The organism is Lysobacter sp. TY2-98 (assembly GCF_003367355.1).
Classification (GTDB): domain Bacteria; phylum Pseudomonadota; class Gammaproteobacteria; order Xanthomonadales; family Xanthomonadaceae; genus Cognatilysobacter.
In genome coordinates, this window is sequence record NZ_CP031413.1 from 569,245 (window position 1) to 590,570 (window position 21,326).

18 protein-coding genes, 1 pseudogene and 1 riboswitch are annotated in these 21,326 nt (G+C 67.4%); of the genes and pseudogenes, 6 read left to right on the top strand and 13 right to left on the bottom strand.

Annotated elements, in window-relative coordinates; translation table 11 throughout:
• Positions 1-54: 54 nt before the first annotated feature.
• The 8 genes from DWG18_RS02810 to DWG18_RS02845 all read right to left on the bottom strand — a co-directional run bounded on the left by DWG18_RS02810 (position 55) and on the right by DWG18_RS02845 (position 8,441).
• Positions 55-1,662 carry an SDR family oxidoreductase gene (locus DWG18_RS02810; RefSeq protein ID WP_115645202.1) on the bottom strand — a complete coding sequence of 536 codons (1,608 nt, stop codon included), beginning with the start codon at positions 1,660-1,662 and terminating at the stop codon, positions 55-57.
• Positions 1,663-1,883: 221 nt separating this feature from the next.
• Positions 1,884-3,095, bottom strand: a complete 1,212-nt coding sequence (gene metK / locus DWG18_RS02815) for a methionine adenosyltransferase (protein WP_115645204.1) — start codon at positions 3,093-3,095, stop codon at positions 1,884-1,886.
• A gap of 110 nt (positions 3,096-3,205) precedes the next feature.
• Positions 3,206-4,036, bottom strand: a complete 831-nt coding sequence (locus DWG18_RS02820; protein ID WP_115645206.1) for a class I SAM-dependent methyltransferase — start codon at positions 4,034-4,036, stop codon at positions 3,206-3,208.
• Between the two features lie 123 nt (positions 4,037-4,159).
• Positions 4,160-5,152 carry a tRNA dihydrouridine synthase DusB gene (dusB, locus tag DWG18_RS02825; RefSeq protein ID WP_115645208.1) on the bottom strand — a complete coding sequence of 331 codons (993 nt, stop codon included), beginning with the start codon at positions 5,150-5,152 and terminating at the stop codon, positions 4,160-4,162.
• Positions 5,153-5,173: 21 nt separating this feature from the next.
• Positions 5,174-6,154 carry a ribokinase gene (locus DWG18_RS02830; RefSeq protein WP_115645210.1) on the bottom strand — a complete coding sequence of 327 codons (981 nt, stop codon included), beginning with the start codon at positions 6,152-6,154 and terminating at the stop codon, positions 5,174-5,176.
• Positions 6,151-6,531, bottom strand: a complete 381-nt coding sequence (locus DWG18_RS02835) for a DUF4440 domain-containing protein (protein ID WP_240318583.1) — start codon at positions 6,529-6,531, stop codon at positions 6,151-6,153. Before DWG18_RS02835 ends, DWG18_RS02830 begins: the two co-directional genes overlap by 4 nt.
• On the bottom strand, positions 6,515-7,795 hold the full coding sequence (locus DWG18_RS02840) for a nucleoside permease (RefSeq protein WP_115645214.1): 1,281 nt from the start codon (positions 7,793-7,795) through the stop codon (positions 6,515-6,517). The genes DWG18_RS02835 and DWG18_RS02840 overlap by 17 nt, the downstream gene beginning before the upstream one ends.
• Positions 7,796-7,877: 82 nt before the next feature.
• Positions 7,878-8,441 carry a TMEM165/GDT1 family protein gene (locus DWG18_RS02845; RefSeq protein ID WP_115645216.1) on the bottom strand — a complete coding sequence of 188 codons (564 nt, stop codon included), beginning with the start codon at positions 8,439-8,441 and terminating at the stop codon, positions 7,878-7,880.
• 80 nt (positions 8,442-8,521) lie between these two features.
• A riboswitch (yybP-ykoY riboswitch) is annotated at positions 8,522-8,615 on the bottom strand.
• Between the two features lie 118 nt (positions 8,616-8,733).
• Here DWG18_RS02845 and DWG18_RS02850 point away from each other — a divergent pair.
• A complete protein-coding gene (locus DWG18_RS02850) occupies positions 8,734-9,708 on the top strand; it encodes an aldo/keto reductase (RefSeq protein WP_115645218.1) in 975 nt (324 codons plus the stop codon).
• A 51-nt stretch (positions 9,709-9,759) separates the two neighbouring features.
• On the opposite strand, the gene DWG18_RS02855 is transcribed toward DWG18_RS02850, so the two are convergent.
• The 3 genes from DWG18_RS02855 to DWG18_RS02865 are packed head-to-tail and all read right to left on the bottom strand — an operon-like array spanning position 9,760 to position 12,339.
• Positions 9,760-10,911: a PDZ domain-containing protein gene (locus DWG18_RS02855; RefSeq protein WP_115645220.1), complete on the bottom strand. Its 1,152-nt coding sequence runs from the start codon at positions 10,909-10,911 to the stop codon at positions 9,760-9,762.
• 17 nt (positions 10,912-10,928) lie between these two features.
• Positions 10,929-11,720 (bottom strand): hypothetical protein, encoded by a 792-nt coding sequence (locus DWG18_RS02860; protein WP_115645222.1) that lies wholly within the window; start codon positions 11,718-11,720, stop codon positions 10,929-10,931.
• Between the two features lie 19 nt (positions 11,721-11,739).
• A complete protein-coding gene (locus DWG18_RS02865) occupies positions 11,740-12,339 on the bottom strand; it encodes an RNA polymerase sigma factor (protein WP_240318584.1) in 600 nt (199 codons plus the stop codon).
• Between the two features lie 96 nt (positions 12,340-12,435).
• Here DWG18_RS02865 and DWG18_RS02870 point away from each other — a divergent pair, with 96 nt between their 5' ends.
• From DWG18_RS02870 to DWG18_RS02890, 5 genes are all read left to right on the top strand, one after another.
• The gene (locus tag DWG18_RS02870) at positions 12,436-13,380 is read left to right on the top strand and encodes an SPFH domain-containing protein (RefSeq protein ID WP_115645226.1); all 945 of its coding nucleotides are present in this window, start codon (positions 12,436-12,438) and stop codon (positions 13,378-13,380) included.
• A 10-nt stretch (positions 13,381-13,390) separates the two neighbouring features.
• Positions 13,391-13,831, top strand: coding sequence for an NfeD family protein (locus DWG18_RS02875; protein ID WP_115645228.1), 441 nt, complete (start codon positions 13,391-13,393; stop codon positions 13,829-13,831).
• A 223-nt stretch (positions 13,832-14,054) separates the two neighbouring features.
• Positions 14,055-15,158: a glycine cleavage system aminomethyltransferase GcvT gene (gcvT, locus tag DWG18_RS02880; RefSeq protein ID WP_115645230.1), complete on the top strand. Its 1,104-nt coding sequence runs from the start codon at positions 14,055-14,057 to the stop codon at positions 15,156-15,158.
• Between the two features lie 103 nt (positions 15,159-15,261).
• Positions 15,262-15,654 (top strand): glycine cleavage system protein GcvH, encoded by a 393-nt coding sequence (gene gcvH, locus DWG18_RS02885; protein ID WP_115645232.1) that lies wholly within the window; start codon positions 15,262-15,264, stop codon positions 15,652-15,654.
• Positions 15,655-16,759: 1,105 nt separating this feature from the next.
• Positions 16,760-17,260 (top strand): histone, encoded by a 501-nt coding sequence (locus tag DWG18_RS02890; protein ID WP_115645234.1) that lies wholly within the window; start codon positions 16,760-16,762, stop codon positions 17,258-17,260.
• An 864-nt stretch (positions 17,261-18,124) separates the two neighbouring features.
• Here DWG18_RS02890 and DWG18_RS02895 read toward each other — a convergent pair.
• Together DWG18_RS02895 and DWG18_RS02900 are read right to left on the bottom strand one after the other, a co-directional pair.
• The gene (locus DWG18_RS02895) at positions 18,125-19,471 is read right to left on the bottom strand and encodes a serine hydrolase domain-containing protein (RefSeq protein WP_115645236.1); all 1,347 of its coding nucleotides are present in this window, start codon (positions 19,469-19,471) and stop codon (positions 18,125-18,127) included.
• A gap of 218 nt (positions 19,472-19,689) precedes the next feature.
• Positions 19,690-21,284 (bottom strand): annotated as a pseudogene (locus tag DWG18_RS02900) (choline dehydrogenase).
• Positions 21,285-21,326 lie beyond the last annotated feature (42 nt).

Genomic DNA, 21,326 nt, shown 5'->3' on the forward strand with positions numbered 1-21,326 from the left:
TTCGACGTGAAGCGAAGAAAGGCCGGCGCCGTTCGCTTCAAGCCCGCTGTGGACTCACCAGTCGGTCGGCCGGTAATCCTTGAGGAACTGCCCCCACACGTGCTCGCCCGTTTTGATGCCGTGGATGATCGGATCGACGATCCGCGCGGCGCCGTCGACGATGTCGAGCGGCGGATGAAACCGCTCATCCACGACCTTGCGCGCCGCGATCTCCACCGGATCCTCGTCCGTCACCCAGCCGGTGTCGACGGAATTCATGTGGATGCCGTCGACCTGGTAATCGGCCGCCGACGTGCGCGTCATCATGTTCAGCGCGGCCTTCGCCATGTTGGTGTGCGGATGACGCGTCGTCTTGAAGTTGCGATAGAACTGCCCTTCGACCGCCGACACGTTGACGATGTGTTTGTCGCGTCCCGGCGTGCGCAACATCAGCGGCTTCAGGCGCGCATTGATGATGAACGGCGCGACCGCGTTGACGAGCTGCGTTTCCAGTAGCTCGACCGCCGGCACCTCGTGCATGAGCAGTCGCCACGAGTTGCGACCGCGCAGGTCGACCTGCTGCAGATCCTTGTCGAGCTGGCCTTCGGGGAAGAGATGCTTCTGCCCGAGCAGTTCGTCGGCGAGCAGCGGCACCTGCGACAGTTCCGCGGCGCGCGTCAGACCCGCGGCGTTGTGCAGCGCGCTTGCGTCCGGTGACATCAGCGACTGTCCGACATCGCCCTCCGGCAGCATCGTATAGCTGCGCAGCCCTTCGTAACGTCCGACGAGGCGACGGATTTCCTCCGGCGCGTCGTGCAGCGCCGCGGTTTCGCCTTCCATCATGTGCGCATAGAAGCCCGGTGGGCGACGCACCGTCTGACAGGCGTTGTTGATGATGAAGTCGAGCTGATCATGCGTGCGGAGCATCTCGCTGCAGAACGCTTCGACGCTCGGTGTGTGGCGCAGATCAAGCCCGAAGATCTCGAGGCGATCGCTCCACTCTGCGAAGTCGGGCTCCTGCGCATAACGCATCGCGGAGTCGCGCGGAAACCGCGTCGTCACGATCAGTCGCGCACCCGCGCGCAGCAGCTTGATGCCGGCCTGATAACCGATCTTGACGCGGCCGCCCGTCAGTAGCGCGACTCGGCCGCGCAAATCCGCGAGTTCGCCGCGCTTGAAGAAGTTGAAGTCCGCACACGGCGGGCAGAGCTGATCGTAGAAATGGTGGACCTGCGTGTACTTCTGCTTGCAGACGTAGCAGGTCAGCACTTCGGGCGATTCGCGCCCGGGCGAATCCACATGCATCGCCGGCGATTCAAGCGCCATGCGATCGGGGCCGCGCGGCGGCAGGTAGTTCGGTGTCGTGAACACGGGCTTGCGGCGGAGCTCGCGGATGCCCGTGCTGTCGAGCAGCGCTTCGGTGCGACGCACGTTTTCGGCGTTGCGCTCGCGCTCGCGATTTTTCTGGCGCTCCTTGCGTGCCTTGCGGTCGGGATGGAACGCCGCGGCGATCGCAGCGTGGAGTCGCGCGCGATCATCGGCGGGCACGGCGTCGAGCACGGTGCGGTCGGTCGCGACCTGCGCCAGCAGGGCGGTCGCGTCGCGGATGCGATCGACCAGGTCGTCGGCGGACGCGGCGCGGGTGTCCGTCGCGTCGGCGCCGGTGGAGTTCGATGAAGTCATGAGATGCCGGGGAAGCGGCCGAAGCGGTGATCGCGCGTCGGCTGGAATGGGCCGAACGCGAGGCGGGATTATCCGATAACGCGATGGGTCGCGGATCCGGTAGCGCCCGCGGTTCCGTGAACGAACCGAATTCCGCGACTCGCAATGCGCCTCGGTTCGCCCGACCCCAAAACGAAACGGGCCGCTTTCGCGGCCCGTCCGTCACGCAATGTCGCCGCGGCTTACAGCCCGGCTTCCTTGCGCAGCGCATCGGCGCGGTCGGTCTTCTCCCACGAGAAGGCCGTCGCCGTTTCCGACTTGCCGTCCTGGCCGGTGTAGGTCAGTTCGTACGGCGCGCGGCCGAAGTGGCCGTAGGCGGCGGTCGGCTGGTACACCGGGTGGATCAGGTCGAGCATCTTGACGATGCCGTAGGGGCGCAGGTCGAAGTGCGCGCGGATCAGCTGCTCGATCTTCTCGTCGGAGATCTTGCCGGTGCCGAACGTGGTGACCGAGATCGAGGTCGGCTCGGCGACGCCGATCGCGTACGACACCTGCACCTCGCAGCGCTCGGCGAGGCCGGCGGCGACGATGTTCTTGGCGACGTAGCGCGCCGCGTACGCGGCCGAGCGGTCGACCTTCGACGGATCCTTGCCCGAGAACGCGCCGCCGCCGTGGCGGGCCATGCCGCCGTAGCTGTCGACGATGATCTTGCGACCGGTCAGGCCGCAGTCGCCCACCGGGCCGCCGATCACGAAGATGCCGGTCGGGTTGATGTGCACCTTGTGCTTCGGCAGCGACGCCAGCCACTCAGCCGGCAGCACCGGCTTCAGGATTTCGTCGTAGACGGCCTCGACGAGGTCCTTCTGCGCGATGTCCGGATCGTGCTGGGTCGACAGCACCACGGCGTCGAGACCGACGACCTTGTGGTTGTTGTCATAGCGCAGCGTGACCTGCGACTTCGCGTCCGGGCGCAGCCAGTTCAGCGTGCCATTCTTGCGAACCTTGGCCTGCTGCTCGACGAGGCGGTGGCTGTAGTACAGCGGCGCCGGCATGAACTCCGGGGCTTCGTCGCAGGCATAGCCGAACATCAGGCCCTGGTCGCCCGCGCCCTGTTCTTCCGGCGACGTGCGGTCGACGCCCGCGGCGATGTCCGGCGACTGCTTGCCGAGCATGTTGATGATCGCGCAGGTGTGGCCGTCGAAGCCGACGTTCGAGTTGTCGTAGCCGATCGCGTTGATCACGTTGCGGGCGAGCGACTCGATGTCGACCCACGCCGACGTCGTGACTTCGCCGGCGACGATGGCGGCGCCGGTCTTCACCATCGTCTCGCAGGCCACGCGGGCGCGCTTGTCCTGCGCGAGGATCGCGTCGAGGACAGCGTCGGAGATCTGGTCGGCGATCTTGTCCGGATGGCCTTCCGAGACCGATTCCGAGGTGAAGAGGTAGCTGGACATCGGCTTATATCCCTGTATTCGGATAGAAAGATGGCCGTGCATGATACAGCCTCGGGGCCAGCCGCGCATTCTGCGCCGGGCCGCGGAAGCGCGGGGTCAACGGGGGTTCATCAGAACACGGTCGCCCGCGCCTGCAGGAACGAATAGAAGAACACCGCGTTCGGATCGTTCTGCACCTGGTGCATCTCCCGCCGCATCGCGTCGACGATGTCCGGCGTGACCGCGCCGGCTTCGAGCAGGTTGTCGGCCGCCGACAGCAGCAGCTCCTCCCAGAAGGCGATCATGACCTTGCGACGCGCCGGCTCGCGGTTGTCGAAATAGAACGTCTTCACTTCGGTCGACACGTCGCGGTAGCCGCCGGCGAGCAGCAGGTTGCCGAGCTTCGCGCCCACGAACGGGTCGCCACCGTGTTCGTGCTGGAAGTCGTTGAACGCCATCCAGTAGCGCCAGACGTTCGGCGAATACGGGTCGAGGAAGAACGAGGAATTCATCACCTCGGTGATGTAGACCGGCGAGCCCGGGTTGAGCACGCGGCGCACCTCGTTGAGCACGCGGGCAGGCGAGGGCACGTGTTCGAGCACCCAGCACAGGAAGGCGGCGTCGAAGCTGCGTGGCTCGAAGGGCAGGTCGGTGGCGTCGGCCTGCTTCAGCTCGTAGCGGCCGCCGAGCCATGGCTTGCCACCGAGATGCTCACGCGCCGCGGCGAGCTGGGGTTCGCTCAGGTCGACGCACGTGACGTGCAGGTCGGGAAAGCGTCGCAGCAGGATCTCGGTCTGCGCACCGACGCCGCTGCCGACCTCGAGCAGGCGACGCGCGCCGCTGTAGTCGATCGTCGTGAAGATCGTCGACTCGGCGAGCCGCGCCTGCTTGAGTAGGCGAGCCTGCTCGGTGCGCGAAAAGCCGTGAAGGTAGACGTGGTCGGTGTCGTCGGTGTCGGTCATCGTGGGCCTCCGTGCGCCACATCATGGACGCGCCGCGCTAAGCGTCCGTGACATCGACGGGTGGGGGGCGGCTTCGTCTGGAACACGATGTCGCGGAAGCGACACTGGAACGCCGCACTGCGCTCAGGCGGCGAGTTCGAGCGGCGCGCCGGCGATCAGGGCGTCGAAATAGTCGCGGGTGAGGCGCAACTGCGCGTCGGCGGTCTCCGCCCGGTTTACGACTGCGCGGAACGCCGCGTTCTCCGGGCGGTCCTTCGCGTACCAGCCCAGGTGCTTGCGCGCGATGCGGACGCCGGAGACTTCGCCGTAGAACGCGTGCAGCGCCTCGAGGTGGCCGAGCAGGACGTCGCGCACCTCCTCGAGCGAGGGCGGCGCGAGCTCTTCGCCCGTCGCGAGGAAATGAGCGACCTCGCGGAAGATCCAAGGCCGGCCCTGCGCGGCGCGCCCGATCATGACCGCATTGCAGCCGGTGCGCGCCAGGACGTCGGCCGCCTTGCGCGGCGAGTCGACGTCGCCGTTCGCAACCACCGGAATCGACAGCGCCGCCTTGACCATCGCGATCGTGTCGTACTCGGCGAACCCGGTGTACTGCTGGTCGCGCGTGCGGCCGTGGATCGCGAGCGATGCGATGCCGGCGGATTCCGCGATACGCGCGATGGTCAGTGCGTTCTTGGCATCGGCGGCCCAGCCCGTGCGGATCTTCAGTGTGACCGGCACGTCCACCGCTTTGACGACCGCATCCAGAATGCGGCCCACGAGCGCCTCGTCACGCATCAGCGCCGAGCCCGCCCAGGCGTTGCAGACCTTCTTCGCCGGGCAGCCCATGTTGATGTCGATGATCTGCGCGCCGTGTTCGACGTTGTGGCGCGCCGCGTCGGCCATCACCTCCGGGATCGTGCCGGCGATCTGCACGCTGATGGGCGCCGGCTCATCGACGTGATCCATGCGATGGCGCGACTTTGCCGTCGTCCAGAAGCGGGGATCCGACGTAGTCATTTCCGACACGCACAGGCCCGCGCCCAGCTGCTTGCAGAGCAGCCGGAACGGTTTGTCGGTAACGCCCGCCATGGGCGCGAGGATCACGCGGGGCGCGATCCCGTAGGGGCCGATGCGCATGCGGCCATTCTACGCGGCGGGTCAGGACGGGGCGGTCGCGTCCGGGAAGCGGGCGTGAACGGCCTCCTTGGACGGCATCGCCGGCGCCGTGCCGGACGTTTCGGTCGACAGGCTCGCGTAGGCGATCGCGTAGCGCGCGTGCGCGGCGAGGGCGAGCGCTGGCCGCGTGGCGAGCGACGCAGCGAGTGCGCCGTTGAAGGCGTCGCCGGCGCCCGTGGTGTCGACCACGGCCACGCGTGGCGCGGGCAGGCGGTAGTGCGAGCTGTCGTCGCCCCGACGGACGACGTCCGCATGCGAAACGAAGACGCCAGCCGCACCGAGAGTCACCACGACGGTGCCCGTCGGCAGCAGCGCACGGCAGAGGGCGTGAAGATCGGCGTCCGCGATGTCGACCAGCGACTTCGCATCGAGCTCGCGCGACAGGTGCGCGCGTACGAGTGCGGCGAATTCCGTTTCGTTCGGTGTGACGATGTCGCTTGCGGCGAGCAGCGATGCATCGACCTGCACGTTGGCCGGGGCGGGGTTCAGCACTGCGATCGCGTTGGCCGAGCGGGCGAAGGCGAACGCATCGATCGCCGCGGCCGTCGGGGTTTCGAGCTGTGCGAGAACCACGGCAGGCGCTTCGCCGGACAATGCCTCACGCACGTGCGCGGCGGTCAGACCATCGTTCGCGCCGCCCGCGACGGCAATGGAATTGCGCCCGTTCGCGTCGACGAAGATGCCGGCCGAACCGGTGGGGGCGTCGCTGCGCGCGTCGCGAAGATCGATGTCGTCGGCGACCGCCAGCGACCGCGCGTACGCGCCGCCGGCGTCGTCGCCAAGAGCACAGACGAAGCGAGTCGCGGCTCCCGAACGCGCGGCCGCAACCGCCTGGTTGAAGCCCTTGCCACCGGGTCCGCTCATGTAGCGCGCGGCCCGCGTTTCGCCGGGTGCGGGGAGTGCGTCGAGCATCCATACGTGGTCGACGTTGAAACTTCCGACCACCACGACCTTCGCCGTCATACGTCCTCCTGCAGGATCGTGCCCTGGTGATACACGGCGCGCCAGCCGTCGGTGTCACGTCGCCACAGCGTCATGCGCCGAGTCACGCGCGCGCCTTGGTGCAGCGTGTACGTCAGCAAATAGGTATCCGCGCCTAGCGCGCGGCATCGAAAACCTTCGCAGTGCCACTCGTCTTCATATCCGCCGCCGGCGTAGCGACGCTCGAGTTCGTCGAGAACGAACGCGCGGTCGTAGCGACGACCGGACGCGCCCGTTTCCCAGAAGTCCTCGACGATCATCCGCTCGAAGTCGGTACGCGAGGTACCGAATTCGGTGCGATGAAACAACGGCTCGCGCGCGATCAGCGCGGCGAGCACGTCGTCAGGGGGCGTCGACATCCGCAGCGCCATGCGCGACAACGCGCGTTGCGACGGCGTTATGGCGGTGACGGAACAGTGGCACGAACAGGATCGCCATCGCGAGGGAATACAGCGCGAACGTCGTCCAGATGGCGTGCCAGTCCTTCGCACCGTTCGCGTCGGTGAAGAAGCGATCGATCATCCAGCCGCTGATCGAGCTGCCGAGCACGGCACCAATACCGTTCGTCATCAGCATGAAGAGACCCTGCGCCGACGCACGGATGCGCGGGTCGCTCTGCTGTTCGACGAACAGCGAACCGGAGATGTTGAAGAAGTCGAAAGCCATGCCGTAGACGATGCAGCTCAGCACGATCATCCACAGACCCGGGCCCGGGTCACCGTAGGCGAACAGGCCGAAGCGCAGGAACCAGGCGATCATCGAGATCGTCATCACCGTCTTGATGCCGAAGCGCTTCAGGAAGAACGGGATGGTGAGGATGAAGAGCGTTTCGGAGATCTGCGAGATCGAGACGATCACCGCCGCGTGGCGCACGCCGAACGAGTCCTTGAACTGCGGCAGCGCTTCGAAGTCCTTGAGGAACGTCACTCCGTACGCGTTGGTGAGCTGCAGTGCGGCACCGAGCAGCATCGCGAAGACGAAGAACACCGCCATGTTGCGGTCGCGGAACAGGCGGAAGGAGGTCAGGCCGAGCGCGTCGATCAGCGAACGGCTCTCGTCACGACCGAGGCGCGGCGGCGCGGCGGGCAGGGTGAACCCGTAGACGCCGAGCAGGAATGAGCCGGCGGCGGCGACGTAGAACTGGTTCGCGGACGACTCGAAGCCCAACCAGCTCGTCGTCCACGTCGCCGCGATGAAGCCGATCGTGCCCCACACGCGGATCGGCGGGTAGTCGCGCACGACGTCCATGCCCTGCTGCTTCAGCGCGTTGTACGCGACCGCGATCGCGAGCGAGATGGTCGGCATGTAGCAGAGCATCGTCGCGAGGATCAGGACGTAGAACTGGTCGGGATTGGCTGCGCGCGGCAGCATGCAGAGGAAGACACCGCCGAGGATATGCAGCGCGCCGTAGAGACGCTCGGCATTGATCCAGCGGTCGGCGACGATGCCCATCAGCGACGGCATGAACAGCGCCGAGATGCCCATCGTCGAAAAGATCTGGCCGAAGCTGGTGCCCGACCACTGGCGGTTCTGGAACCAGTAGGCCCCGACCGTGAGCAGCCACGCCCCCCAGACGAAGAACTGGAGGAAGTTCATCAGCGTGAGGCGGAGCTTGAGGTTCACGGGCGGTCTCGGCGTACGAAGTCGCCGCAGCGTAGAGGCAAAAGCGGCCGTGGTGAAGCCGGCCGCTCAGCCGGGAACCTGACTAGCCGATCCCGCGGACCAACGCCCAGATGCCCAATGCCGCGAACACGGCGGCCGCGGTGAGGCGCGCGGCCTTCAGCGGCAGGCGATCGGCGAAGCGCGCGCCGAGCAGCACCACCGGCACGTTCGCCAACAGCATGCCGAGCGTCGTGCCCGTCACCACCGGCACGAAATCGTGGAAACGCGCGGCAAGCAGGACGGTGGCCACCTGCGTCTTGTCGCCGATCTCGGCGAGGAAAAAGGCGATCGTGGTCGCCGCCAGCGCGCCGTACCTGGAGAGCCTGTCGTCGCCCTCGTCGAGCGTGTCCGGCTTGAGCGTCCACAGGGCGACTGCGATGAAGCTGCCGGCGACGATCCAGCGCAGCACGTCGGGCGTCAGCAGTGTCGACAGCCAGTCGCCCAGCGCGGCGGCGAGCGCGTGATTCAGGACGGTCGCGATGACGATGCCGGCGACGATCGGCCACGGGCGCCGGTAGCGCGCGGCAAGCATGAGGGCGAGGAGCTGCGTCTTGTCGCCGATTTCGGCGAGCGCGACCGTACCGGTCGAAACGAGGAGTGCGTTCAAGGCGGGGTTCCGAATGCGCCGGGCATGCACGAAGGCGAGGCACGGCCCGGCAGGACGCGCATCGCCTTCGGTCTTGCCCCGGATCGCTGGGCGATCCTCCGTACGCCATGGCCGACGGGCCAAGTGTGTTGACGTACGGGCCGTCGAAGCGACGGCGGACTACTCCCCGAGAGGAAGCCGCATTGTAACGAGATGCCGGACCCGCGCGGTGAACGCGCACCGATGCAATCGATTACCGGAACTGCATCACAGGGCGCGCGGGTACGATGCGACGCTCACCTCGGAGACGCCCATGCACTACCGCCGCCTCGGATCCTCCGGCCTGCAGTTGTCCGCGCTGTCCTTCGGGGCGTGGCTCACCTTCGGCAACCAGGTGCCGCGCAGCGAAGGCCGCAACCTCGTCGCCGCGGCGTGGGACCACGGCATCAACTTCTTCGACAACGCCGAGAGCTACGCGAACGGCAACGCCGAGTCGGTGATGGGCGACGTCATCGCCGACCTGCGCCTTCCGCGCGACGGTTTCTGCGTGTCGAGCAAGGTGTTCTTCGGTGCCGCGGAAGATCCGCGACCGACGCAGCGCGGCCTGTCGAAGAAGCACGTGCACGATGCCTGCCACGCAGCACTCAAGCGGCTGCGCGTCGACGCGCTGGACCTCTTCTATTGCCACCGCCCCGATCCGGACACGCCGGTTGAGGAAACCGTGTGGGCGATGGACGCGCTGATCCGCCAGGGCAAGGTGCTGTACTGGGGCACGTCGGAGTGGCCGGCGCATCTCATCCGCGAGGCGCATCGCGTCGCCAAGACGCATCACCTCGTCGCGCCGCAGATGGAGCAGCCGCAATACAACCTGCTGCATCGCGAGCGCGTCGAACTCGAATACGCGCCGCTGTACGCGGAACTCGGCCTGGGGACGACGACGTTCTCGCCGCTCGCATCGGGCCTCCTGACCGGCAAGTACGCGGACGCATCCAAGGACGAGCCCGCGCGACTGGAGCGCGAGGAACTCGGCTGGCTCAAGCGCATCGTCGTCGGCGACGAAAGCGAGCGACGCGTCGAGCGCGCGCGTCGTTTCGCCGAAGCCGCGAAGGCGATCGGCCATCCGCCGGCGACGCTCGCGATTGCGTGGTGCCTGCGCAATCCGCACGTGTCGAGCGTGATCCTCGGCGCGAGCCGCGTTGAACAGCTGCTGCAGAACCTCGCGGCGCTGGAGCTCGTCGACACGCTCGACGAGGTGCAGTGGCAACAGCTCGAAGCCGCGGCCGCATGAAAAAAAGGCGCCGGGAACGCCGGCGCCGATTGGGAAAAAAAGTGAGGTGCCTCAGTCGACGCGCGGAGGCGGCGGCAGCGCGATCATCGCGATCGGTGCCTTGCCCATGTCGAACTGCATGCCCACCTCCGGCCCCGCCGGCGGAGGCGGCGGCATCGGTGCGCCCGGATCGAGCGGCCGCATCGGGCCCATCGGAAAGCGCATCGGCTTCGGCACCTTGATCTGCGCGGTGCCGCTCTTGCGATCACGCAGGTACTCGACGGCGACCGTCGCGTCTTCAGGCTTGGTGCGCAGAACGTCCATCACGTCACGCGGTGTCCTGACGTCGCGACCGTCGACCTTGCGGATCACGTCGCCCGCCTGCAGGCCGGCCAGATCCGCGCCCGCGCTCACGACTAGCACGCCGCGATCGGTGCCGAAGTAACGACCGAGCTGCGCGTCGACCGATGCGAGATTGAGCCCGTTCCAGCGGAAGGCTTCGGCGAGCGCGAGGTGCTCGCACTTGTCGCCGTCCTTGCAGGCGCCGTCGCGGGCGATGCGAACGATTTCGCGATGCATGCCCGGGTCGACGCCCGCCGGGGTGCCCGCCATCGGTTCGCCGTCGGGGCCGCGAACGATGCGGATCTCCCGCACGCCCGGGCCACCCGGACCGCGCATCCCATGCATGCCCGGCATCGGACCACCCGGGCCCATCACCATCATCCGATCGGCGATCTTCGGCGTGACGTTGACCGTCGCCTTCCTGCCGTCGCGCTCGTAGTCCACCTTCACCGGCGTGTGGGTCTTGAGGTCGGCGAGCCGCGAGCGCAGGCCGTCAAGACGCGCCGCGCCGTCCGCACCGGTCAGCGTCCTGCCGTCGATACCGGTGATGCGGTCACCCGCACGCAGTCCAGCGGCGGCCGCGCCGCTGTCCGGCGTGACGCCTGCGACAAGTACACCGCGCGCTGCATCCGGTTCGAGCAGCACGCCGAGCACGGGGCGACGGTACATCCGGTGCTCGATCACCATCGGGCCCTCACCGGGCACGCCGAGTTCCCGAGAGAGTTCAGCGACGCGCTTCGCATCCTGCTCCAGGCGAGTGCGCGCGTCAGCGAGTTCCTTCTCCTTCTGCGCGCGATCGTTCGACTGCGCGAACGCGCCGAACGCGAAGGTGGCGGCCAGCGCGATGGCCAATGTGGAGCGTGTTGCGATGCGTGCGTACATGGTCACCTCTCTCGAAATCAGTCGACGCGTGCGAGCGCGTCTTCGTACGACTCGCCGTGCGCGGCGAGCCAGCGTTGCGTGCCTTCCAGTCCGGCGAGTTCGCGCAGTGCATTGACGCGGCGGCTCCACAGGTCCAGGCGTTCGGAATCGGTAAGCGCGGTCTGCGAGAGCGCGGCGTCGATCACGTGCAGGCGATCGTCGACGTCGCCCGTGAGCATCGCGGCTGCGGCGCTCTGCATGCGCTCGTCGCGGGCGTACGCGACCAGCGCTTCGAGGCGCGCGGATTCGGCGCGGAGATCGTTGAGCGATGCCGATGTCGTCGCTGCGTCCGGCGCGGGCGTTGCGGCGGTGCCAGTGATCGCGGACGGCCTGACTTCCGACGCGCGGTGCGGCGTCGTCGAAGCGACTGCTGGGGCCGCCAACGTCGCAGGCGCGTGCCCGGCCACCGCGATGGCGGGCATCGATGCTGCCGTCGAAGCGCCTGTTGCATCGCCACTCTTATTAGAAGAGTTCGTCGTCGTGCTCTGCGCGGCGCCCGGCGCTGCATCCGCACGCAGGCTCCGCGCATCCGCCGGGCCGGCCGAATCCTGCTGCGCGATCACCGTCGGTGCTTCGCGCGAGGCGGACATGACCAGCCACGCGCCGCCCGTCGCAACGGCGAGCGTCGCGGCGATCGCCCAGCCGGTCGTCGACCGACGATGGCGCGGCGTCGCCCCCGGCAGCGACGCGGCGATGCGCGACCACGCATCGGATGGCGGCGCCTCGGTCGGCAACGACGCGAACGCCTGCGACCAGTCGGACGGCTGCATTGGGTGGGAAGGAAATGAATCAGCCACGAACGGCCTCCTGCGGTGTTTCCAGCAGCGCGCGCAGCCGGCGGCTGCCGCGTGCGAGTTGCGATTTGGAAAAACTGGGCGTGCGCTGCATGAGGTCGGCGATCTCCTCGTGCGTATAGCCCTCGGCGTGGTACAGCCAGAGCACGCTGCGGGTGGACGACGGCAGCTTGTTCATCGCGCGAGACAGCGCGGCGGCGTCCGCCGCGGCCGCGGGCGGCGGCGCGAAGTCCTCGAACTCGTGCTCGCCCATCGGCAGTTCGTCGCTCAGCAGTCGCCGCTTGCGCAGCTTCTGCAGCGCCTCGTTGACCGCCACCTGCCGCAACCAGCCCCAGAACGGACTGCCGCCGCGGAACGAGCCGATGTTGCCGAACACCTTCAGCATGGTGTCCTGCAGCACGTCGGCCGCGTCGTCGCGATCGCCGCAGAGGCGCATCGCGAGGGTGAACACCGGGCGTTCGAACCAGCGGAACAGCTGCTCGAGCGCCGCATGCTCGCCGCGGCGCGCGCGGTCCAGCAGCGACGCCGGCACGTCGATCGCGAAGCTGCTCCGCGGGCGCGGCGCAACGGCGGGCGAGGGGTCGACGGCGGTCATGGCGACGGTCATTCCCTCCTATCGATGCACGAGGCCGGCAAACCGTCGCAGGCGGCGGCGAGGCCTATACTCCGCCCATCAAAAGGGGAGACTGTCATGGGTGGATCGATCGTCGGACTTGTACTCGCGTTCCTCGTCGTCATCGCGCTGTTCAAGACGGTCCGCATGGTCCCGCAGGGCTACGAGTGGACGGTCGAACGTTTCGGCAAGTACACCCACACGCTCGAGCCCGGCCTGCACTTCCTGTTCCCGATCGTTTACGGCGTCGGCCGCAAGATCAACATGATGGAGCAGGTGCTCGACGTGCCCAGCCAGGACGTCATCACCAAGGACAACGCGGTCGTCAAGGTCGACGGCATCGTGTTCTTCCAGGTGCTCGACGCGGCGAAGGCGGCGTACGAGGTCGCGACGCTGGAGATCGCGATCCTCAACCTGGTGATGACCAACATCCGTACCGCGATCGGTTCGATGGACCTCGACGAGTCGCTGTCCAAGCGCGACGAGATCAATACGAAGGTGCTGGTGGCGGTCGACCAGGCGACGCATCCGTGGGGCATCAAGGTCAACCGCATCGAGCTTAAGGACATCGCGCCGCCGCGCGACCTCGTCGACTCGATGGCGCGGCAGATGAAGGCCGAGCGCGAGAAGCGCGCGAACATCCTCGAGGCCGAGGGTTTCCGCCAGGCGGCGATCCTGAAGGCCGAAGGCGAGAAGCAGTCGGTGATCCTCGAGGCCGAAGGCCAGCGCGAAGCCGCGTTCCGCGCCGCCGAGGCACGCGAGCGTTCCGCCGAAGCTGAAGCCAAGGCGACGCAGCTGGTGTCGAACGCGATCGCCGAAGGCAATGTGCAGGCGATCAACTACTTCGTCGCGCAGAAGTACATCGAGGCCTTCAAGTCGCTGGCCGAAGCGCCGAACCAGAAGTTCGTGATGATGCCGATGGAGTCGAGCGGCATCATCGGTTCGATCGCCGGCATCGCCGAACTGGCGAAGGAAGCGATGGACCGCCAGTCGGCGCCGAAGCCGCCGTCGCTGCCGCGCTGAGGCCGCCGCCATGCACTGGTCGTTTGCCGCCACCGTCTGGGCCGTCGTCGCGCTGGTACTGATCGCGGCGGAGATCATCGCGCCCGGCGCCTTCATGCTCTGGCTCGGCATCGCCGCCGCGGCGACGTGTCTGCTGGTCGTCCTCGCGCCGGGGCTCGCGCTGGCGTGGCAGCTGGTCGCGTTCGCGCTGCTGAGCCTGCTCTCCGTCTTTATCTATGTGCGCTTCTTCCGTGGACGCGGTCGCGAGAGTGATCGACCGGCGCTCAACCGTCGCGCCGAGCAGCTGGTCGGTCGCGTGGTGCCGTTGATGGCCCCGATCATCGACGGCCACGGTCGCGTCCAGATCGCCGATGCGTTCTGGGACGTCGAAGGCCCGGATCTTCCGGCGGGCGCACGCGTCCGCGTGATCGGCGTGCGCGGGATGACGCTGGAAGTGCGGCCGCAGGAGTAGGGCGCGTCGACCCCTCGACGGGTCGCACGAATGCCGTGGTCCGACTCGCAGCCCGGGCGGTGATGACCCTCCGGGCTTTTCATTCTTTAGTGTCCGCGATCGCACATCGCGTGTCCGCCGTGCGGTAGCGCATCGGGATTCGGCGCCGACAAGTCGAGGCGCGGTGCGATCAGCCGCTGGCAATCCGCGATAATCGCCGGCTCACCCACGCCGCGATCCCGCCATGACGAACAAGACGGTCCTCAACGAGACCCACCGCGCCCACGGCGCCAAGATGGTCGACTTCGGCGGATGGGACATGCCCATCCATTACGGCTCGCAGATCGACGAGCACCACCAGGTGCGTCGCGACGCCGGCATGTTCGACGTCTCCCACATGACGGTGGTCGACCTGAAGGGCGCGCGCGTGCGCGAGTTCCTCCGCCGGCTCGTCGCCAATTCGGTCGACAAGCTCAAGAAGCCGGGCAAGGCGCTGTACACCTGCATGCTCAACGAGCGCGGCGGCGTCATCGACGACCTCATCGTCTACTTCCTCGACGAGTCGTTCTTCCGGCTGGTGGTCAACGCCGCCACGCGCGAGAAAGACCTCGCGTGGATCCGCCAGCAGGCGGCCGCGTTCGACGTCAGCGTCACCGAGCGCGACGACTACGGAATGATCGCGGTGCAGGGTCCCAACGCGCGCGCCAAGGTGATCGGCCTGCTGCGCGAATCCGATCGTGCGGCGGTCGAGAAGGTCGGCCGCTTTGCCGCGGCGACGGGCATCACCGACGACGGCCTCGAACTGTTCGTCGCGCGTACCGGCTATACCGGTGAGGACGGTTTCGAAGTGCTTGTTCCCGCCGACCAGACCGTGCGCGTGTGGGATCGGCTCGTCGAAGCGGGCGTCAAGCCGGCGGGCCTGGGTGCACGCGACACGCTACGCCTCGAAGCCGGCATGAACCTCTACGGCCAGGACATGGACGAGGACGTCTCGCCCTATGAAGCGGGTCTCGCCTGGACCGTGTCGATGGACGAAGGCCGCGACTTCATCGGCCGCGCGCCGCTCGAGAAGCAACTCGCCGAAGGTACGGCGCGCCAGATGGTCGGGCTGGTGATGGACGAGAAGGGCGTGCTGCGTCACGGCCAGAAGGTCATCACCGCGGCGGGCGAGGGCGAGATTCTTTCCGGCACGTTCTCACCGACCATCGGCAAGGCGATCGCACTCGCGCGCGTGCCGGCGGGCGAGACCGGCGATGTGCGCGTCGACATCCGCGGTCGCGAAGTGCCGGTGCGCGTCGTCAAATATCCGTTCGTGCGCGAAGGCCAGAACCTCGTTCCCGACGCATGATCCGAAAGCGTGCGGACGAGCGGCTGCCGCGTCCGCATCGCTTGGCTAAACTAGCCGCGCATCGCATCCACCCCACGCGACCCCACGACGCACCGGAGCACCCATGAGCGAGATCCCTGGCGACCTGAAGTTCCTCAAGACCCACGAATGGGCCCGCGTCGAAGGCGGCGGCAAAGTCACCGTCGGTATTTCCGACCACGCGCAGGGACTGCTCGGCGACCTCGTCTATGTCGAACTGCCGAGCGTCGGTGACCGCGTCGAAGCGGGCAACGCCTGTGCCGTCGTCGAGTCGGTCAAGGCGGCGTCCGACGTCTACGCGCCGGTCAGCGGCAAGGTGATCGCGGTGAACTCCGCGCTGACCGACAAGCCGGAAACGATCAACGAAGACGCGTACGGCGAAGGCTGGCTGTACCAGCTCGAGATCGAGGACGCCGAGCAGCTCAACGACCTGCTCGAGCCCGACGATTACGCCGAGCAGCTGGACGAAGATCACTGAGCGATCGCTCAGGTGGAATCTCGGGAAGGCCGCGGAAGTCCGCGGCCTTCTTCGTTTTTTGGGGGCGTGCCGACGTCGCGGCGAGCGAGCGCCGCGTGGATGTGCGGAGTCGCGCTCGTCGCGCGCGAGTGCGTCGGCACCGGTCGGCGGTGGCGCGCCGACACTCGTGACGCGCCACGCAGTTCAATGGCGCGCGGGTCGTGATCGCGACGCACCGGCATCGACCCACGCCAGCGCACCGACGCTCGGACACGTCGCGCGAGTGATGGCGCGACCTCATCGATGCGCCCGTTCGCGACACGCGATGCGGTCGCTCAGCGACGTCGAACGATGCGTCGAAGACGATTCGCGACACCGCGATCGCGTCTCGTCGACCGTCCCGAACGCTCCGTCGAGGGCGCCGACAGTTCGCGCAAATTCGCGCAATCGGGGTGGTGCGACGCGCCAGTTGTCGGATTTCTTCGCGCCGCGCACACGCCCGCGAAGCCGTCCGTTCGGCTCCCGTTTGGGGTGCGAGCGCGGGTGTGCGACGTCGCACTGCGTGCGACCGCTTCGTGCATGCGTCGAAAAGAAGTGCCTTTAAACAAGACGTTTTTTTTCGACGCGCGATTCGATGCGCGTTCGTTGCATCGAATCGGATCGCGTCCAGCGATGCGTCATCGTGCGGCGCGGTCGGCGCCCCCGTCCGACCACCCCGAAAAAAATTTCGCCTAAGTTGTTGACACACCAAAAAACCGTGATTAGGTTTCGCCCCAGCAGCGAAACCTGCATAAGCGAGTGGCAAAAAACGACGCGACAACGCGCACCACAAAACGGAACTCCGCCCGGACCTCAAAACCGGTGGACGCAGGATCCGTTTCCCTCGCGAAAACGTTCGACGCATTCCGAAGCAGCCCGATCCGCCGCTGGCGGGCCGGGCTTTTTCATGGGCGCATCGAACGTGCAGAACAGACAGGTGCTGTCGATTTCGGCGGGCGCGAAAGTGTTCCGCCGCTGCTTCCACCGCATCGGTTCCAGGATGCGGTGGCCAGTCGCTGGGCTGTTCCCGCGACGTTGTCTTGAACTGGGCAATACCCCGATAGACCACTAAACGAGGAGCCACCCCATGGCCACGAAGAAAGCCACCAAGAAGTCCACCGCGAAGAAGGCGACCAAGAAGGCTGCTGGCAAGAAGGCCGGCGCTAAGAAGGCCGTCCGCAAGACCGCCAAGAAGGCCAGCGCGAAGAAGGCTGTCCGCAAGACCGCCAAGAAGGCCGGCGCGCGCAAGACGACCGCCAAGAAGGCTGGCGCGAAGAAGGCCGTCCGCAAGACTGCCAAGAAGGCTGGCGCCAAGAAGGCTGTCCGCAAGACCGCCAAGAAGGCTGGCGCCCGCAAGACCACCGCCAAGAAGGCCGGCGCGAAGAAGGCCGTCCGCAAGACTGCCAAGAAGGCTGGCGCGCGCAAGACCACCGCCAAGAAGGCTGGCGCCAAGAAGGCCGGCGCTCGCAAGACGGCCAAGAAGGCCGGCGCCAAGAAGACCGCCAAGAAGGCTGGCGCTCGCAAGGCAACCCGTCGTCGCGCGTCGGCTCCGGCCGCCATGCCGCCGACCCCGGCGCCGATGATCTAAGAAGAACAGAAACACCCGATTACCGCGACAAACCGACTCTCTCCCGCAGCCCAGGCGGGGGAGAGTTTTTTTTTTGACGATCGTACGGCTGCGTCGAATGCCATCGGATCAATTTGGCCGTCGAGCGATCAAGCTGAGCGGGCGATCGGCGCGACGAGCCGATAGAGGCCGCCACGTCCTCGATGCGGCGAGGCGCGGCACCGTGCCCGCGACGCGGACTGGCGTGCTTGCCATCGACGCGCCCGTCGACTGCGGCGCGCGCGCGACGGATGGCAAGCGAAAGGAGCAGTCGTACGGGCGCGCCCTAGCTGCTGCTCGGTCGAGGTGCGTGGGTCGTTGGAGTTTTTCCGATCAGCCAGTGCGCTGTGCAGAACCCCATGTGGATCGAGCGGCGGTCGCCGTCGACCGGAACGCTTCGACCTTTGCCCTGCAGCTCGGGCACGTCTTCGAGAAGGCGGCTGCAGTCGGGATAGGGAAGCGGTGGACCATTCTGCAAGCGCGCCGCATGGGTTGAGCCGCCGCTCGCTCCAACGCGGATCCGACCGGCAGTGCGCGCCGATGAGTCGCCGTGGTGGGCGTGCCGCTGCCTCGCGATCGCTGCTCGCGCCCGGGTGCACGGAAGGACCAGGCACGCCCCCGTGAGGTCACCCTTCAGGACGCCGACGCGCGACGTGATGCACCTGTGCCGTGTTTGCGCACCCGTACCCGCACACGCACACGAACCGCGCGACGCGTGCTTCAGCGAGCGTCCAAGCGCCTTATGCCCGTGCGGTCCGTCGCGAATATCCCGCTAGAACGTTCCCGCACCCCAAAGAAAAACGGCCGGCATTCGCCGACCGTCTTTCAACCCCGAAACTCGCGCACTCAGTGAGGCGCGGCGGTCGACTTCGCGGTGCTGGCGCCCGACTGGTCTTCGTCGTTCTGCACGAACTGGGTCGGCTCGTCGAAGTCTTCCTTCATCCAGCGGCTGCCCTGGATGCCGAGCGCGCGGTCGAGGATGGTCGGCACCAGCGCGGACGGCAGCGAGCTCTCACTGTTCCAGAGCAGGGCGACGCCGAAGTCGCGATCCGGCAGCATCGCTACCGCGCCGCGATAGCCCTGCACGGCGCCGCCGTGGAAGACCAGCGTGTTGCCGGCGTAGTTGTAGACACGCCAGCCAATCGCGTAGCCGGCGGAGTTCAGACGCTCGCGACGCCATGCGGAGGCCCGCATCTCGCCCGGCGTGTCGACGCGCGGCGTGTGAAGCGTGGCGAGCAGCGACGGCGGCAGCACGTCGGGGCGATAGCCCGTGTGCGCGATCAGCCACTGCGCCATGTCGGTCGCGCTGGCGTTGACGCCTGCGGCCGGCAGCACCTGGTAGTACGGCGTCTTCGGCATCACGGACACCCAGCCGCCGCGACCACGCACGTGGGGATGCGCCCAGCGCGGACTCGACTCCAGGCCTTCCATGCCGACGCTCGCGTCGTTCATGCCCAGCGGCTTGAAGATGCGGCGCTGCACTTCCTGACCGTAGAACTGACCCGTCGCCGCGAACACGACGTCACCGATCAGGCTGAAGGCAACGTTCTGATAGCCGTAGCACGCACCCGGCGCGCACGCGAGCGGCACGTTCGCAAGGCGCTGCGTCAGCGTCGAATAGGGGACGTACGACTCGAGGTCGCGATCCAGCGAATTGCGCGGCAGGCCGACGCTCTGGCTCACCACGTTCGCGACCGTCACCGCCTGCGTCGCGTTCGGATCGCTGAGCTGGAAGTTCGGCAGGTACTGCGTGACCTTGTTGTCCCAGCGCAGCGAGCCGTCGGTGACGAGCATGCCCGTCAGCGTGCCGGCGAATGCCTTCGACAGCGACGCGAGACGGAACACGGTGTGCGCGTCGACAGGCTCGGCGGCCGACATGTCGGTGATGCCGTAACCACGCACGCTGACGATGCGGCCCTTGTGCACGATCGCCATCGCGAGGCCCGGCACCTTCTGGTCCGCGACGAGCGACTGCGCCAGCGACTCGATCTGCGCGACGTTGAAGTCGGCTGCGATCGGCAGTGGGTTGTGCACGACCTGCGGCATCGCGGCCGGCGTCGCAACGGGCGGCGTCCAGGTCGGCGGTTGGGTCTGTGCGCCCGCACCCGTACCGAGTGCGAGCGGCAGCAGGAAAGCCAGCGCGCCGACATGCAGACCACGGCGGCGGATGCGGGAAGCAGAGGCTTCGGTCATGTGCGCGACTTCCACGAAACGTTCACCACTGGATCATAACGTCGTCATCAAGTGAAGCCAGAGGAAACACATTCATATTCATGTTTTTCCTCGGAAACAGTGACGTGGAACCGGTCGCTTCGGGACGTTTCGTTCACCGTCGGGCGAACAGCGGCCGCAGACGCGATGGTCGCGCCGCTCCGCGTTCGGCAGTCGTCAGCGATTTGTAAAAAGATCGTTCATGCAGCGTGCGTCGCCTCGTCACGAAGCAGGTCCGCGGCGCGCTCCGCGATCATGATGGTCGGCGCGTTCGTGTTGCCGCCGATGAGGCGCGGCATCACCGACGCATCGATGACGCGCAGGCCGTCGACGCCACGCACGCGCAGCGCAGGGTCGACGACGCTCGCTGCGTCGCTGCCCATCCGGCATGTGCCGACGGGGTGATAGACGGACTCGGCCTTCGCGCGGATGAAATCGACGAGCGCGGTGTCGTCGAGATCATTGCGGCGCGGCACCACCGGGGCGCCCCGATAGGGCGCGAACGCGGGCTGCATCAGCAGCTCGCGCGACAGTTTCGCGCACTCCAGCATCATCCGCAGGTCCAAGCCGTCGGCATCCGACAGGTAGTTCGCGCGGATGCGCGGCGGCTGCGATGCATCGGCAGATGCCAGTTCGATGACGCCACGACTGCGCGGACGCAGGAAGCAGGCGTGGATCGTGTAACCGTCGCCCGGCAGACGATGACGCCCGTGATCGTCGAGCTGCGCGGGGACGAAATGCAGCTGCATGTCGGGCCGTTCATCCGGCGCCAGCGGCGAGCGCACGAATGCGCCACCCTCGGCGATGTTCGACGTGCCGGGGCCGCGACGGCCGCGAAGGAAATAATCGAAGGCGATGCGCGCGTCGCTCACACGATCGTAGGTGACACGCTGGGTGCTCGCGTGCAGCGTGCAGATGTCGAGATGGTCCTGCAGGTTGGCGCCGACGCCGGGGGCGTCGTGACGTACGTCGATGCCGTGCGCACGCAGCGCATCGGCCGGGCCGATACCGGACAGCAGCAACAGCTGGGGCGAGTTGATCGCGCCGCCGCAGAGCAGCACTTCGCGCGCGGCGTCGACACGCTGCACACGGCGGCCGATGGCGTACTCGACACCGCAGGCGCGTCGTCCATCGAACAGCACGCGCGTAGTCAGTGCGCCGGTACGGACCTCGAGATTGGGACGATGCAACGCCGGGCGCAGGTAGGCAACGGCGCTGGAACAGCGCGCCCCGTCCTTTTGCGTCACCTGGTACAGCCCGAAGCCCGCCTGCGTGATGCCATTGAAGTCGTCGTTGCGCGCGAAGCCGAGTTGCGCGCCAGCGTCGACGAACGCGCGCGACAGCGGATTCACGTGGCGCAGATCGCTGACGTACAGCGGTCCTGCATCGCCGTGCAGGGCGCTCGCGCCACGCGTGTTGTGTTCGCTGCGCAGGAAGTAGGGCAAGACCTCGCGCCAGGACCAGCCGGTCGCGCCATCGCGCGACCAGTCGTCGTAGTCGGCGGGATTGCCGCGGATGTAGCACATGGCGTTGATCGAGCTGGAGCCGCCGAGCACGCGTCCGCGTGGCCACCACAGGCGGCGACCGGCGAGCGCGGCTTCCGGCGCGGTGCTGTAGTCCCAGTTGAGGCGCCGCACGTTCACCAGCTTGGCGATGCCCGCGGGCATGTGGATGAAGGGGTGGCGGTCGCGCGGGCCGGCTTCGAGCAGCGCACGCGCACCGACGAGTCTTCGCTCAGGCGGTTCGCGAGCACGCAGCCGGCCGAGCCGGCGCCGACGATGACGTAGTCGTACATGACCCATTCCCGGTGCGTCGACCCAGCATAGCGGGCAGGGTG